The sequence below is a fragment of the Psychrobacillus sp. NPDC093180 genome, assembly GCF_044754065.1.
Lineage (GTDB): Bacteria > Bacillota > Bacilli > Bacillales_A > Planococcaceae > Psychrobacillus.
This window is the reverse complement of record NZ_JBIVOJ010000003.1, coordinates 86,069-100,271: the sequence shown is the minus strand read 5'-3', so window position 1 is coordinate 100,271 and position 14,203 is coordinate 86,069. Positions and strand designations below refer to the sequence as shown.

The window sequence follows — 14,203 nt, the reverse complement described above, 5'->3', positions numbered from 1 at the left end:
TTTGTTAAAGGGTAACTATAATATACCTTTTATCGTCAATACAAACTCATATAAAAAGTATCCAGCAAAACCAAACAATATTAATCCAGCAATAATGGATACCCATTTTATCATGGTTTGATTCATTACTTTTCTTGTTACTGAAACAATTGCAAGTAATCCAACATCATGAAGCAAGATACCTGACAAAATACCAGCTCCAACGATTAAAAATGTAGCGGGCTGTGTCGTATCGTAAGAATCAGCAAGCACTGCTCCAAAGACTGAAATCCAAAATACAAGGTTTCCAGGAGAAACTGCTACAAGCAAACCATTGCGATATGAGCTAAAAAATGATTTCGTTGGTTTCTCACCAGCCAACGTAATGCCCTGATCTGCATTTTTAATAGATTCATAACCTAAAAATGCTAAAAATCCTGCACCAATAATCCACATTGGTATTTGAATAAAAGGTTCAGCAAGTACAGAAGCAAGTCCCATATATAAGGCAATAATTAATAGGAAGTCGATGGTCATCCCACCTAGTCCCACAGCCCAACCATGCATGAACCCATTTTTCAAACCTTGCTTCGTCATTTCAACCGTCATTGCTCCTACAGGCATTGCAATCGCAAGTCCTGCTAATAAATACGTAAAAAATAAACTCAAAAGATACACTTCTTCCAAATTTTATCCCTTCATACGTCCGTTTGTAATTATTTTAGCATAAAAATACAGAAAAATTATATAATATTCTTATTCTCTTATAACTTTTATATTTGTCTCTTGAGAAAATACGATTCGAGCTCTCACCACTAACTCTTTTGTAAATTTATAATCGTTGACAGAATTTTATGCAGATAGTATATTTATGCCGCAAAGCAGAATTTAATTCTACTAAAAATGGTGAGGTATCAAGATGAATAAAATAAGTGGATTTATTTTTATTTTTTTAGCAATTGGCGTAGCCGGTTACGCCATTGTTCAGTATTTTATTATCGGAGTGGATCATGCAGGGCTCGTTCAGATGAAGTTAATGTCGCTTTCTAAGTTGAGTACATTCTGGTACGTTATGCTATTTACCCATATTGCAGCAAGTGTAGTAGCATTAGCGATTGGTCCTTTCACTTTATCTGCAAAGTTTAGAGAAAAAAATATTATTCGTCATAAACGATTAGGAAAGCTGTATATGCTCGGTATTCTATTCGGCGGTGTTTCCGGTCTTTATCTTGCATTTTACGCTACAGGAGGATTGGCTGGAAAGCTAGGTTTTGGTTCCTTATCAGTTTTTTGGTTGGTTTCTGCCTATCAAGCACTTTCTAAAGTAAAAGCTAATCGAGTGAATGATCACCAACAGTGGATGATACGTAATTACTCCTTAACTTTTGCAGCAGTCACACTGCGCATTTGGCTACCTTTGTTCATGTTGTTATTAGGTTTAGAGCGATTCGAACTTAGTTATGCTATTATCGCATGGTTGTCTTGGGTGCCTAATATTGTTATCGCAGAGTTATATATACAAAGAAAACTAATTAAAAAGCGAGTATCCAACTTACCTAATCATCCAACAGTAGTAGAATAATAGAAAATGTAATTTTGAGGGATATTTCTTTAATAATCATGCCTTGATTTAGAAACATTCCCCTATCGGCAGCTTCTCTGACAAAGCCCATTTCATGAGTGACAATAAACCTTACTTCAAGTAAATGAAGGAAATAGAGGATATGGCAAATATGGCAAATGGAAATGAGCAATAATAGTGGAATGTCGCACATAATAGGGAGACTGCGACTTAGTGAGTTTGAAGAAAGTGGCCACTGGGATTTAGCACGGCGGCGCTTCGCTTTCCGCGGGCATCTTGCGCGGCCGCACTAAATCCTTCCAATTGTGTAGCCGCAAAATAAGTATCTCCAAAAAATGGCTAAGGGCAATCAAAAAAATCTCGAAAGCAACCAACTCTAGTCTAAGAGCAACCAACTGATTGGTAAGAGCAACTAGTTGTAGTCTTACAGCAACCAAATGACCCCTGAGAGCAACCAATTTTTCATAACCCAAGTTTACTTGGACTGAGATGCCGATATGAATGAATATTATTTGGGATTACTTTACAAGAAGCTTCCACTTGCTTGGCTTTGTCGCGTTCGCAACTTATTATGTCGTGTTAAACCATTTATTGGAATTTAATGATTTATCCTGCATAGATTATAGCGGAAGGACGTCGACTCTAGCCGAGGCCAACACGATGTGGCGCTCTTAGCCTTTGTTCCAAAAATGAGGAATATGAAAACTTTACTACGTCCTGCAGCGGACTCTTTATTCAATTCACTACTGCGCGCAGTTCCCCTATACTGGTCGACAAACCATAGTGCTTATAATCTTCTAAACCATAAAAAACGACTCTAATTCATATTTCAGAGTCGTCCTTTATAATAGATTAGATATATATGGAACCATTTTTGCTTTAATTTTGTTGATCTTTCGGTTTCTGCCCAACAAATTGAATTACATGTGATAGTCCATTATGTTTATCACCTTCATGACGGACAACCTCTCCCATGAAAAAGTGAACTATGCGCCAGTCAGCAAAGTCTTTCAAAAACTCCTCTGGTTTGTATAGAAAATCCAGTTCTTGCGGTCCACCACTTTGATAAGGAATCTGGTAATGTGAATACACCTCTGTCAGGAAATAACCACCGGGCTTTAAAGCCTCCTTGACACCTTGAAGGGTTTTCTTTCGAAGCTCGGTCGGAAAGTGACCAAAAATGCATACAATTTCATCCCATTTAGCTTCACTCCAGTTTGCTTCGTTTAAATCTACCAGTTCGGTCGAGACAGCTACATCCCGTTCTTCCGCAAGCTTATCTGTTTTCTGAAGTCCAGATTCCGCATAATCCCAAGCTGTAACGTTCATTCCCTGTTCAGCTAAGTAAACTGCATTTCGCCCTTCCCCTTCAGCTATGGCCAAAGCATTACCAGAAACATTTAATTTATGTTGAAATTCTTTCAAGAAGACATTTGGTTCCTTACCATAAACATAATCCTCTGTTTGAAAACGTGCATTCCAATGATTCATCTTATGTCATCCTTTCCAAACTATAATTGCGAAGTGAATGAAACAACATCAGTCTGTTTCTTGAACAATCATATTATAAACTTTACTTATCCTATCCTGTAAAGATTGCATTTGAACAAATCGGGCTTCCCTTATAATTTCTTTGCCATCTACAAATAAAAGTAGCGCAGGCACCGTAAAAATCGAAAGACGTCCAGCTATTTCCTCGACATCGTCTGCATTTATATGCCCTAGCTGTACGAGTGGAAATTCTTTTAACAACTCCTTTAACTGAGGCAATATAACATGACATACGCCACAATTAGTTCTGGATACATATAAGAAACTAAATTGATGTTCCTCGATAAACTTTTCTACTGAAGTGAGCGATGTTAATGTAATCATATCTTCTCCTTTCGTTTTCATAGTATTAATTTTGTGATACAGTTTGTTCAAGTCAGCGACATTATAATATATCTAACCAAATCTTCACTGCAGTTACAAATATTAATACAGCTAAAATTATCTGTAACACTTTTGTATTTAACTTTTTCCCAGTCATTGCCCCAAGTGGTGCAGCAATTAAACTGGCAATCACCATGATAACTGATGGTAAGAATTCTACTTGGCCGGTTGACACTTTTCCGCTAATGGCACCTAGTGATGAAATAAGGGTGATTGCCAAGGAGGAAGCAATCGTCATTCGTGTTGGTATTTTTAATACAGTAAGCATGATGGGCACTAACAAGAACGCTCCTCCTGCACCAACAATTCCTGCAGCTATCCCCACGATTAAGGCAAGTAATGCGGCAAGCCATTTGTTAAACTTTATTTGCTCAAGGGGTATGTCATCAAGTCCTTTTTTAGGTATGAACATCATGATGGCAGCAATTATCGCTAAAATTCCATAGACTATATTAATTCCGCTTTCAGGAATCTGTGTGGAGCTCAATCCTCCAATGAAACTACCAATTAAAATACTAACACCCATGTAAGCAATCAGTTTTTTATTTAATAATTCACCTTTACGATAGGCAATGACACCACCGATTGTCGCAAAAAATACTTGAATTGCAGTTATTCCCGACACTTCATGGGCTGTAAAATGAGCAATGCCAAGTGCTGAAGGGATATACAACAACATAGGAAAATTAATAATGGATCCACCTATTCCTAACATTCCCGAAATAAATGAGCCTATTAATCCTATGAAGAAGATGATAGCAATAAAGCTTATATCCATTTTAACCTCCTACTAAAAAGGGAAGCTACAATAGCTCCCTTTTTAATTTCCTTATCGAACTGCACAACGATTTGGTCCAATTTCCATTTCACGTTGCGTTTCTTCATCAGTGCTCTTTCTCCCCATATTCATTTCACGAATATCTTGATATGCATTTGGCTGTGGCGGTAAATTTTCAGTCACCATTTTTGTAAATTCATTTTCATCCTCAATGTTTAGCCCATGATTTGTTTCATAGAGCGTACTTAACTTTTCAGATACACTACCATCTGCGTTTAATTCATCTATAATCATAAAGTGTGCTGGTAGAATGATTAGTTCCCCAGATAACTCTTTGTATCTCGTGTATAGACTTTCTCTTAGATCTCCAACCCAGTCCTCGGCTAACCCAGCTAAGTCTGGTCTTCCAATGGAATCAATAAATAATATATCTCCTGATAATAAGAACTTTTCGTCCACAACAAAAGACGTTGATCCAATTGTATGTCCTGGAGAATATAACGCATGAATATTTATAGAAGCATTACCAATTGTCACTACATCTCCATCTTCTAATGGTTCATATTCAAAGGTAACATCCACAGCGTCTTTTGGTGGAAGCAAGTATATTGCGTTTGTTTTTTCAGCAAGTTGTCTCCCACCAGAAATATGGTCGGCATGTAGATGCGTATCGAAAATATGGGTAATTTTTGCCCCAATACGATTTGCAAAATCCAGATAGACATTCGTCATTCTTGCCGCATCAATAATGGCAGCCTCACCGTTTGAGAGGATCATATAAGACAAGCATCCCTTACCAATTCGTACAAACTGATAAATTTCTCCCCCATCTTTTAGATCCCCAATTTTTACAGGTTCTATATGTTCACTCCATGCACTCATTCCACCCGTTAGGGAAGAAACTAAAAGTCCTGCTGCTGAAAGCATCTCTGCCACTACCATAGACGAGCGCCCTTTGGCACAAACAACAAGTACATCTTTATCAGAAGGAATCTTAGCCAAAATCCCTTCCACACCATCAAGTAATTCAAAATATGGTACATTTAAATAATCAAAGTTTTCCCCTTCGATTTTCCAATCTGCGAAATCACTTTCATTCCGCACATCTAAAATAAATAGCTCTTCTTTGTTAAATACTTTTTTTGTTACCTCTTTTGAAGTCATGGTATTCACAGTCATACTTTTACCCCCTATGGTATATTTATTTATAAAAAAATTAAAAAGTCGATGTAACATCTTCAAAGAAAATTTACCTTGTACTTCAATAATAACGTCTGCTATTTTCAATAAATTTCCGACTCCGCACCTTATCTGCTCCTGTACAAGCTCGTCGTAATAAACATTTGTTAAGTCAGGTTAAAATGTCAATGTTACGTCCGCGTCTTTAGCAAACTCTAAAAATGTAACAGCTCCGCCTACTTCAATTCCATCAATAAAGTTCTCTTTATCTAATTCCATAACATCCATTGTCATTTGGCAGCCAATGAATGTAACACCCATCTCTTTTGCCATTGCTACTAAATCCGGGATAGCCGGAACATTGGCTTTTGTAAATCCTTCTGCAAAATGCTCTTTTCCTTCTGGCATTGGAAGTTGCTGATATGCCTCTTGATGAATTAAGTTCAAACCCTCAAATGTAAAGAAAATAGCTACTTCTTGATCTGTTGCAGCAGCTACAGTTGCGATATTAAACACTTTGTATGCATCAAATAATCCACCATTACTTGCGATAATTGCTACTTTATTATTCATCTACTTTTCCTCCATTTCTTAATGCAATCATGATATTGTTTGGATCAAAGCCTACAATCCATTGACCATTCACTTCAGTTTGAGGAACACCCATTTGTCCTGTTGTTTTTACAAGTCGTTGCATAACTTCAGGTTGTCGTCAATCAAATACCGTCAGGGGTATATAAAATTCAAAAAAAATTTATTCTTCCTTGCCTTCCCAAGAAAGCATGCCACCTTGCATATTGATCACGTTATAACCTTGGTCTTCAAGAAATTCTGTTGCACGGCCACTTCTTCCTCCTGAACGACAAACCATGATATATTCTTTTGACTTATCTAATTCATGCATACGAAACTCAACTAATCCTAGTGGAATGTTTATTGCTCTTGGAATTTTTCCTTCTGCTACTTCATCTACCTCACGTACGTCGATGATATTTAATAGCTTCCCTTCATTTATTAAAGACTCCACTTCTTTTGCAGTCATTTCTTTCATTTTAAGTCCCCCTATTCTATTATCTCCAGGTGCTCATGCCACCTTTTACATTTGTTACTTTTGTGAAGCCCATTTTTTTTAGTATCTTAGTCGCTTTTTGGCTTCTCATCCCACTTTGACAAATGATAATCACTTCTTTTTCCTTTGAAAGCTCCTTATCCGCTTTCTGAGAAAGTTGATGGAGAGGAATATTTTTAAAGCCTTTGATATGATTGCCTTTAAATTCACCAGATGTTCGAACATCAACAAATTGCTTTTCCTTGTTACCTAACTCTCCATTTAAATCGGTTGTTGATAGTTGTCTCACACCTTTTGTTGGTAGAGCACGCTGTAAAATGAAAACCAAGAAAAGCGCAATAATGATGTATGTTACATATTCCAAATTTTTTACCACCTTAAATAAATATCATTTATATACTGATAGGGGTATTTATTTTTATAAAAAAATAGAATTAACCCTTTTTAATCCAAAACTTTAATACATCATTTTCTTCCTCATGTTTCAGAAGCTCGTGTCCACCAGATTTAGCCCAGGCTGGAAAGTCATTTTTGGCTCCCTTATCTGTTGTGTGAACCTCTAGTAATTGACCTGCTTCCAGTTCATTTATGGCCATTTTACTTTTTACGATTGGCATTGGGCATGCTAATCCTTTTACATCTAATACTTTATCAACATTCATTTTTGTTCCTCCTTTCCCTTTACAATTACCCCTATGGGTATATTAATGGAAGAAAAAAAAGATGTCAACCCTTAAGTTTCATCTGCTTTTTACAAGCAAGTTGACAGCTTCTTTAATTAGTTGGTCTGTTTTTTCTCCATCTGCCCCAGCATCTTGAACACATTCAACTAAGTTTGAACTCACTATCACACCTATCGTTCTGTCTACTGCTGATCGAACAGCTGACAACTGTGTGATGACCTCTTTACAATCCTTGTCTTCTTCCATCATTTTCAAAATCCCTCGCAGTTGGCCTTCCATGCGCTTGACTCTATTTTTCATTTGATCATTGTAATCCACGGAAATCCCCTCCCTTTGAATCATAAAATTACTGACATGCAGTATGATATACCCTCTCTGGTATGTTGTCAACTAATCATACTCTATTCTTACACACTACTTATTGAGGACATAAGCCTTCCAGAAATCATCTAATATTTTCCTTAGATAATGTTTTTAAATATATCAAGCTACTTCTAACGCAAAACTTTTTTCAGGTAAGGCAGTTTCAGCCGAACAAGTTCATTAAGCATTCATCGGTACCCTAGACGGTATGTATTGTGCTTTAGAATTCTCGGGAGATTTACTATATAAATCCTAACAACTCATGATGTACATTTAAATGTAAAAGACTGCCCAGATGTTATTTTTTCTGGACAGTCTTTATTCATTACACTCAATGAGGTCGTTTGATATAAGTATTTCCATGTGATAAAAGATCTACAAAGTGTGCATCCTTATCTTTTTTGTGGAGATTAAAATCTCCTCTTTAAAAACAGAATTCCTCGTTTAAAATCGATGAATGCAAAAACATCATTACAATCAATTAATTCTCATAACCGTCTACTACTATATCCAACTTTCCTGTTTCCGGGCAGATTACAAGCCCATGGACACTTATGTGTTTGGGAAACATCGGATGATTCTTGACCATATTAACGCTTTGTTCGACACTTTCTTCAACTGATTGAAATCCTGTTAACCAGCTTTTAACGTCAATACCTGCATTCATTAAGGTTGGTAGGACGGTTTCATCTAATCCGCCTTCCTTACATTTTTCTAAGAAAGAATTAGGCTCTAACCCATTCATTCCACAACCATGATGTCCCACGATCGCGACTTCTTTTGCACCAAGCTCATAAACGGCAACTAATATACTTCGCATAACACTTCCAAATGGATGCGACACAATTGCTCCTGCATTTTTAATAAGCTTGATGTCACCATTTTTTACGTTCATTGCTTTGGGCAATAATTCCACAAGACGGGTATCCATACAAGTAAGAATCACCATTTTTTTATTAGGAAATTTGGTCGTTTTATATTTTTCATATTCTTTATCTTCAACAAATTGTTTATTGTATTCAAGAATCTCAGAAATTAATGTCATTTATATCACTCCTCAATAGTTTATAAAATTATTTCATATCTTTCTTTTATATTCAATATACAATAATTCCAATTGTTCTTATATATAGAAGCCTCTGAATTTACATGGAGTAATATGTAATCTATAGAGTAAACAGTGTAGACACCGTTCACTCTATAGTTAAATAATTATTTTTCTAATTTCACTCTTTGTAAACGTAAAGCATTTAATACGACTGATACAGAACTAAATGCCATTGCTGCCCCTGCAACCCATGGAGCGAGTAACCCGATGGCTGCAATCGGAATACCAAGTGTATTGTAGCCAAATGCCCAGAATAGGTTTTGTTTAATATTGCGCATTGTTTTGCGACTCATTAAAATTGCATCTGCAATACTATTTAAATCCCCACGGATTAGCGTTACATCAGCGGCTTCCATTGCAACGTCTGTCCCTGTACCAATAGCCATTCCAATATCAGCTGTAGCTAGTGCTGGAGCGTCATTAATACCATCACCGACCATGGCTACTTTTTTACCGGTCGCTTGCAGTTTCTTCACCTCTTCTGCTTTACCTTCTGGAAGAACTTCTGCAATCACTGCGTCAACGCCTACCTCTTTCCCAATAGCTTGTGCTGTACGCTTATTATCACCTGTCATCATGATGACTTTAATACCCATTTCTTTTAAACGACGTACAGCTTCCACGGATGTGTCTTTGATTGTATCTGCTACGGCAATCATCCCTGCATACTGTCCATTAATTCCAGCTAACATCGCTGTTTTTCCGTCACTTTCTAATTTCTCCATCGCTGGAAGAACTGCTGTAATATCGATGCCATATTGCTGCATGAGCTTACGTGTGCCAATGACAACCCCTTGGCCAGAAACAGTAGCTTGCACACCATAACCTGGAATCGCTTCGAAGAATTGGACGTCACCAAGTTCAATACCTTTTTCCCCAATCCCTTGAACGATTGCTTGTGCTAATGGATGCTCGGATTGTTTTTCTGCTGCACCAATCAATGATAAAAATTTCTCTTCGTCTTGATGATCTACTACTAAAACATCAGTTAATACAGGTTTACCATGTGTTACAGTACCCGTTTTATCTACAACGACGGTATCAATACTTTGTGTTTGTTCTAAGTGCTCGCCGCCTTTGAATAGAATTCCAAATTCCGCCGCACGACCACTACCTGCCATAATAGAAGTTGGTGTCGCTAAACCAAGGGCACATGGACAAGCGATAACTAACACTGCGATTAACACTTCCAGTGCCGGTGTAAATTCCCCTGGCTTAACCCAAATGATCCAAACTAGGAAAGTGAGAATCGCAATTCCTACTACAATCGGTACAAAAATACCTGAAATTTGATCCGCCATACGTTGGATTGGTGCTTTTGATCCCTGTGCATCCTCTACAACTTTAATAATTTGAGCCAATGCTGTGTCACGACCAACTTTTGTAGCTTTCATTTTGATAAAACCATTTTTATTAATCGTCGACCCGTATAAGACGTCGCCGGTTTTTTTATCGACTGGTAAACTTTCGCCTGTTAACATGGATTCATCAACGGCTGAAGTTCCTTCTAATACTTCTCCATCAACGGGAATTTTTTCACCGGGTTTGACTAGAATTGTATCTCCAATCATCACTTCTGCTAAAGGTATCTCCTTTTCAATACCATCCCGTGAAACGACTGCTGTTTTTGCTTGAAGTCCCATCAATTTTTTAATCGCTTCAGAGGAACGTCCTTTAGCTTTTGCCTCAAATAATTTACCTAAAAGAATAAGCGTGATTAAAACTGCACTCGTTTCAAAATATAAATGTGGACCATGATGTGTACCCGCTGTTACAATCGCTTGATATACACTATAAAAATAAGCAGCTGAAGTACCCATCACCACAAGTACATCCATATTGGCACTACCATTACGAAGTGCCTTATAAGCTCCCACATAAAACTGTTTTCCTATTATAAATTGAACAGGTGTTGCCAATAACATTTGAAACCATGGATTCATCAAGATGTCTGGCACATATAAAAACGATGTAAAAGAAAAATGACCTACCATCGTCCATAATAGCGGAAGCGATAAAATTGCAGAAACAATGAATTTACGTTGTTGATCTTTAATGTGCTTTTCACGGTGATCTACCTGTTCTTTGTCTTCCTGCTTTTGTTGTGCACCGTAACCAAGCTTCTCTACCTTCGCAATAATGTCCGCAATTGTTACTTCTGATGGATTAAATTCGATTGTTGCTTTTTCAAGCGCTAAATTAACATTTGCTAATGCTACACCTTCCATTTTCTTTAATCCTTTTTCAATACGAGTAGAACACGCAGCACAAGTCATTCCTGTAATTTCAAACTCTGCTTTTTCTTTCACCACACCATAACCAAGTGCTTCAATTTTCTTTTCGAAATCTACTGCATTCAGTTTGGACGGGTCATATTTAATCGATGATTTTTCTAATGCTAAATTGACTGTTGCTTGCTCGACACCTTCCATTTTATTTAGCCCTTTTTCTATACGGATTGCACATGCCGCACAAGTCATTCCAGTAATTTGTATACTTGATTCTTTTACTTCTATACTCATGATGTTTACCTCCTTATACCTAATAGGGGTATGCTTTGTTGAAAATGAGAGAGTGCTTTAAATAGCACTCTTTATTCTACCTCATATCCTTGATCTTCAATCGTTTCTTTAATAGTATCAAGCGTTACTTGCGATTCATCAAATGCCACATCGACTTGAGCATCCGCTAGGTTAACCTTTACTTGTTCTACTCCTGCTAATTTACCAACGCTTCCCTCGACTGCATTTACACAATGTCCACAAGACATACCCTGTACTTCTAATGTTATATTTTTCATTTTTTTCTCTCCTTTTGTATTTCCCTTATACACTATGGGGGTATATATCAATTAAAAAAATAGTCACTATTCTTTTTATTTTTTCATGAGCTTTTGAATCGTCACTACTAATTCGTCTAATACTTCTTCATCACCTTCTGAAAGGCGATCGACGACACAACCTTTTAAGTGACCTTCTAATAGAATTTTGGCAACACTATTTAACGCAGATTGTGTAGCAGACAGTTGAGTAATCACATCATCACAGTAAACATCTTTTTCAATCATGCCTTTAATACCACGAATTTGACCCTCAATTCGATTCAATCGAGTTGTTAAATTATTTTTCACATGTTCTGGATGATGACTTTTTCGACATGAGGTAACCTCTTCTTTATGGCAAGCTACTTCCTCCACTAAGTTTTCCATCTGTTTAACCTCCTATCTTGATTACACTCTAACATACCTTTAGGGGGTATGTAAAGCTTGGAGTTCTATTTTTTAAAAGATTCGTTGTAATTGCTAGAGCCCTATAAGTGAGGTTAAATGATTTTGTAAACGAGCCTGTAGTGAATAAAAAATGTCCCCAGTTATATTTCAACTTCTAGGGACAAATTAGCATTATGAATTTTATTAATTTTTAACAGGGAACCAACCTGGTACTGTCATCATGAGTTCCCAAAGTGGATCTGGTACTTGGAGACGCGCTTGATCATTTGGACTTATTGTCGTTTTGATATCGTTTTCTTTTCCTTGTCCCACTTTTGCTACCCATTCAGGTTCCATTATAAGTTCTCTTCCTAAAGCGATGAGCGGAATACCAGTTTGTTCGAGTGCTTGTAATGCTTGTTCAGGTGTGTGAATAGAGCCTACCCCTATGATAGGAGCCCTGTTTCCAATATATTCTTGGATGAGTTCCACTCGTGAACGATTGCTTTCCACGCCACGACGAGGCTTCGACCATAAATCATTTAATGCCATATGAATATAATCTACTTTCGCCTCGACTAGTGCATCTAAAAGAGTAAAAGTTTCAGCCATCGTTATTCCTGGTGTTTCTGGTTCTTCAGGAGATAGACGATAGCCTAATATAAATGGATTTTTTGCATACTTAGCAACAGAGGCTTTTACTTCTTCTATAACTGCAAGCGGGAATGAGAGCCTCTTTGCAACACTACCTCCAAAGCGGTCTGTTCGCGTATTAGAATGAGGAGAATAGAATTGTTGAATAATATACCCGCTCGCACCGTGCAATTCCACCCCATCGAAACCAGCCTCTATAGCGCGACGAGTCGCTTCTCCAAAAGCTTGAATGAGCTCTAAAACTTCTTCTTCACTCAAGCTACGAGGGGTTGCATCAATACTGTAAAAACCTCTATCAAGTAATGGAGCAACACTGCTTGCACTTACTGTTTCTCCATTTGGAATTAGATGTGGTACAGCCAATCTTCCACCATGATAAAGTTGTAGTACAGCTTTCGCCCCTTTTTCTTTTATAGAAGATGCAACTCTTCTCAGACTAGGAATCATCTCATCCCGATCAGCTGCGAACTGACCTTCAAAGCCTTTTCCATTTGCCTGTACATACGCACACGCTGTAATGACCATACCCGGTCCATTCGAACGAGCCGCATAGTATGCTAACTCAGCATCTGAGGCAGTATCATCCGGATTTGCAGAAAAGGTGGTCATCGGTGGCATGACAATTCGATTTTTTAACTGAACGCCATTCTTTAAAGTAAACGGTTCAAACAATGGTTTGTATAACTCTTTCATTGCAGACTTTCTCTCCTTCATTTAGCGAAAAATACTGTCAATCTTAGCAATTTCGTTTTCTGTTAATTGAACATCTAGTGTTTTTAAATTGTTAAGCACTTGATCTGCGCGTTTAGCACCTGGGATAACAGCATCAATCGAGTCACGAGTTAAATACCACGCTAGAACGACATGCGCCACTTCAGCCTGTTTTGCATGCGCAATCTCACGGAGTTGTTCTACTTTTGCCAGATTCTTTTCAAATTCCTCTCCTTGAAGATGCGGCATGTTGGCACGTAAGTCATTGAATGTCATTTCTTTATTATATTTCCCTGCTAACAAACCTGAGGCAAGTGGAAAAAATGGAATAAATGAAATATTTTGTTCAGCAGTATATGGCAGAATTTCTTTTTCAGCTGATCGTTGTAGTAGATTATATTCTCCTTGATACACATCCACATAGCCGTCTCTATTTGCTTCTTTTAACTGATCCAACGAAAAATTAGATAAGCCGATTGCTCTGATTTTCCCTTGATCTTTTAATTCTTTTAAAGTGCCAACCGCTTCATATCCCGGTGTAACCCCATCTGGATAATGAATATAGAATAAGTCGATATAGTCGGTTTGCAGACGTTTCAAGCTATCTTCTACTGCCTGTTTTAAAAAGGCTGGTGTATTGTCATTTTGCAATTCCTGTCCTACAAACTTAGGAGATCCTTTCGTCGCAAGTACAATGTTTTCTCGTTTTCCAGTTTCCTTTAGAACTTCTCCAACTAATTCCTCTGATCTGCCTGGCCCATATAAATAAGCTGTATCAATGAAGTTGACTCCATTTTCAATCGCTACTCGTACAAGCTCTTTTCCTGCTTCTTCATCTAAATTCGGATAAAGATTATGTCCCCCTACCGCGTTAGTGCCAAGACCGATTGGATTAATATAAATTCCTGATTTGCCAATTTGTTTTTTGGTATTCATAATGAATCTCCTCTTCGC

At 37.5% G+C, this 14,203-nt stretch carries 17 protein-coding genes and 1 pseudogene; 1 reads left to right on the top strand and 17 read right to left on the bottom strand.

Features of this window, described 5'->3' with window-relative positions; translation table 11 throughout:
* Nucleotides 1-15 precede the first annotated feature (15 nt).
* Nucleotides 16-648, bottom strand: coding sequence for a LysE family translocator (locus ACIP9W_RS05975; RefSeq protein WP_400787125.1), 633 nt, complete (start codon nt 646-648; stop codon nt 16-18).
* Nucleotides 649-898: 250 nt separating this feature from the next.
* On the opposite strand from ACIP9W_RS05975, the gene ACIP9W_RS05970 reads away from it, so the two are divergent.
* Nucleotides 899-1,561: a DUF2306 domain-containing protein gene (locus ACIP9W_RS05970; RefSeq protein WP_400787122.1), complete on the top strand. Its 663-nt coding sequence runs from the start codon at nt 899-901 to the stop codon at nt 1,559-1,561.
* Nucleotides 1,562-2,440: 879 nt separating this feature from the next.
* Here ACIP9W_RS05970 and ACIP9W_RS05965 read toward each other — a convergent pair.
* The 16 genes and pseudogenes from ACIP9W_RS05965 to ACIP9W_RS05890 form a co-directional block, all read right to left on the bottom strand.
* The gene (locus tag ACIP9W_RS05965) at nt 2,441-3,052 is read right to left on the bottom strand and encodes an SAM-dependent methyltransferase (protein ID WP_400787119.1); all 612 of its coding nucleotides are present in this window, start codon (nt 3,050-3,052) and stop codon (nt 2,441-2,443) included.
* 48 nt (nt 3,053-3,100) lie between these two features.
* Entirely contained in the window at nt 3,101-3,436 is a 336-nt protein-coding gene (locus ACIP9W_RS05960) for a thioredoxin family protein (RefSeq protein WP_400787116.1), read from the bottom strand.
* 61 nt (nt 3,437-3,497) lie between these two features.
* Nucleotides 3,498-4,274, bottom strand: coding sequence for a sulfite exporter TauE/SafE family protein (locus ACIP9W_RS05955; protein WP_400787113.1), 777 nt, complete (start codon nt 4,272-4,274; stop codon nt 3,498-3,500).
* 51 nt (nt 4,275-4,325) lie between these two features.
* Nucleotides 4,326-5,453 carry an MBL fold metallo-hydrolase gene (locus ACIP9W_RS05950; RefSeq protein ID WP_400787111.1) on the bottom strand — a complete coding sequence of 376 codons (1,128 nt, stop codon included), beginning with the start codon at nt 5,451-5,453 and terminating at the stop codon, nt 4,326-4,328.
* Between the two features lie 177 nt (nt 5,454-5,630).
* Complete coding sequence (locus ACIP9W_RS05945) at nt 5,631-6,026, bottom strand: DsrE/DsrF/DrsH-like family protein (protein WP_400787108.1); 396 nt, start codon at nt 6,024-6,026, stop codon at nt 5,631-5,633.
* Nucleotides 6,019-6,159, bottom strand: a pseudogene (locus ACIP9W_RS05940) (glutaredoxin family protein); the annotation flags it as partial. The pseudogene ACIP9W_RS05940 and the gene ACIP9W_RS05945, both read right to left, overlap by 8 nt.
* A gap of 48 nt (nt 6,160-6,207) precedes the next feature.
* Complete coding sequence (locus tag ACIP9W_RS05935) at nt 6,208-6,504, bottom strand: rhodanese-like domain-containing protein (RefSeq protein WP_400787105.1); 297 nt, start codon at nt 6,502-6,504, stop codon at nt 6,208-6,210.
* 19 nt (nt 6,505-6,523) lie between these two features.
* The gene (locus ACIP9W_RS05930) at nt 6,524-6,886 is read right to left on the bottom strand and encodes a rhodanese-like domain-containing protein (protein WP_400787102.1); all 363 of its coding nucleotides are present in this window, start codon (nt 6,884-6,886) and stop codon (nt 6,524-6,526) included.
* A gap of 70 nt (nt 6,887-6,956) precedes the next feature.
* The gene (locus ACIP9W_RS05925) at nt 6,957-7,184 is read right to left on the bottom strand and encodes a sulfurtransferase TusA family protein (protein ID WP_400787099.1); all 228 of its coding nucleotides are present in this window, start codon (nt 7,182-7,184) and stop codon (nt 6,957-6,959) included.
* Between the two features lie 78 nt (nt 7,185-7,262).
* Nucleotides 7,263-7,523 carry a metal-sensitive transcriptional regulator gene (locus ACIP9W_RS05920; protein WP_400787096.1) on the bottom strand — a complete coding sequence of 87 codons (261 nt, stop codon included), beginning with the start codon at nt 7,521-7,523 and terminating at the stop codon, nt 7,263-7,265.
* Nucleotides 7,524-8,049: 526 nt separating this feature from the next.
* Complete coding sequence (locus tag ACIP9W_RS05915; RefSeq protein WP_400787093.1) at nt 8,050-8,613, bottom strand: beta-class carbonic anhydrase; 564 nt, start codon at nt 8,611-8,613, stop codon at nt 8,050-8,052.
* 167 nt (nt 8,614-8,780) lie between these two features.
* A complete protein-coding gene (locus ACIP9W_RS05910) occupies nt 8,781-11,198 on the bottom strand; it encodes a heavy metal translocating P-type ATPase (RefSeq protein ID WP_400787090.1) in 2,418 nt (805 codons plus the stop codon).
* Between the two features lie 71 nt (nt 11,199-11,269).
* Nucleotides 11,270-11,476, bottom strand: coding sequence for a copper chaperone CopZ (copZ, locus tag ACIP9W_RS05905; protein WP_400787087.1), 207 nt, complete (start codon nt 11,474-11,476; stop codon nt 11,270-11,272).
* Between the two features lie 75 nt (nt 11,477-11,551).
* Entirely contained in the window at nt 11,552-11,884 is a 333-nt protein-coding gene (locus ACIP9W_RS05900; RefSeq protein ID WP_282245657.1) for a metal-sensitive transcriptional regulator, read from the bottom strand.
* Nucleotides 11,885-12,088: 204 nt separating this feature from the next.
* Nucleotides 12,089-13,231, bottom strand: a complete 1,143-nt coding sequence (locus tag ACIP9W_RS05895) for an NADH-dependent flavin oxidoreductase (protein WP_400787084.1) — start codon at nt 13,229-13,231, stop codon at nt 12,089-12,091.
* 21 nt (nt 13,232-13,252) lie between these two features.
* Complete coding sequence (locus tag ACIP9W_RS05890; protein WP_400787081.1) at nt 13,253-14,185, bottom strand: aldo/keto reductase; 933 nt, start codon at nt 14,183-14,185, stop codon at nt 13,253-13,255.
* Between the last annotated feature and the right edge of the window lie 18 nt (nt 14,186-14,203).

Excerpts from the sequence above, each read along its gene's own strand:
- ACIP9W_RS05955 (WP_400787113.1), bottom strand. The coding sequence starts at position 4,274 with ATGGATATAAGCTTTATTGCTATCATCTTCTTCATAGGATTAATAGGC.
- ACIP9W_RS05895 (WP_400787084.1), bottom strand. The coding sequence starts at position 13,231 with ATGAAAGAGTTATACAAACCATTGTTTGAACCGTTTACTTTAAAGAAT.
- ACIP9W_RS05970 (WP_400787122.1), top strand. The coding sequence starts at position 899 with ATGAATAAAATAAGTGGATTTATTTTTATTTTTTTAGCAATTGGCGTA.
- ACIP9W_RS05935 (WP_400787105.1), bottom strand. The coding sequence starts at position 6,504 with ATGAAAGAAATGACTGCAAAAGAAGTGGAGTCTTTAATAAATGAAGGG.
- ACIP9W_RS05925 (WP_400787099.1), bottom strand. The coding sequence starts at position 7,184 with ATGAATGTTGATAAAGTATTAGATGTAAAAGGATTAGCATGCCCAATG.
- ACIP9W_RS05950 (WP_400787111.1), bottom strand. The coding sequence starts at position 5,453 with ATGACTGTGAATACCATGACTTCAAAAGAGGTAACAAAAAAAGTATTT.
- ACIP9W_RS05945 (WP_400787108.1), bottom strand. The coding sequence starts at position 6,026 with ATGAATAATAAAGTAGCAATTATCGCAAGTAATGGTGGATTATTTGAT.
- ACIP9W_RS05890 (WP_400787081.1), bottom strand. The coding sequence starts at position 14,185 with ATGAATACCAAAAAACAAATTGGCAAATCAGGAATTTATATTAATCCA.
- ACIP9W_RS05915 (WP_400787093.1), bottom strand. The coding sequence starts at position 8,613 with ATGACATTAATTTCTGAGATTCTTGAATACAATAAACAATTTGTTGAA.
- ACIP9W_RS05965 (WP_400787119.1), bottom strand. The coding sequence starts at position 3,052 with ATGAATCATTGGAATGCACGTTTTCAAACAGAGGATTATGTTTATGGT.
- copZ (WP_400787087.1), bottom strand. The coding sequence starts at position 11,476 with ATGAAAAATATAACATTAGAAGTACAGGGTATGTCTTGTGGACATTGT.
- ACIP9W_RS05960 (WP_400787116.1), bottom strand. The coding sequence starts at position 3,436 with ATGATTACATTAACATCGCTCACTTCAGTAGAAAAGTTTATCGAGGAA.
- ACIP9W_RS05900 (WP_282245657.1), bottom strand. The coding sequence starts at position 11,884 with ATGGAAAACTTAGTGGAGGAAGTAGCTTGCCATAAAGAAGAGGTTACC.
- ACIP9W_RS05910 (WP_400787090.1), bottom strand. The coding sequence starts at position 11,198 with ATGAGTATAGAAGTAAAAGAATCAAGTATACAAATTACTGGAATGACT.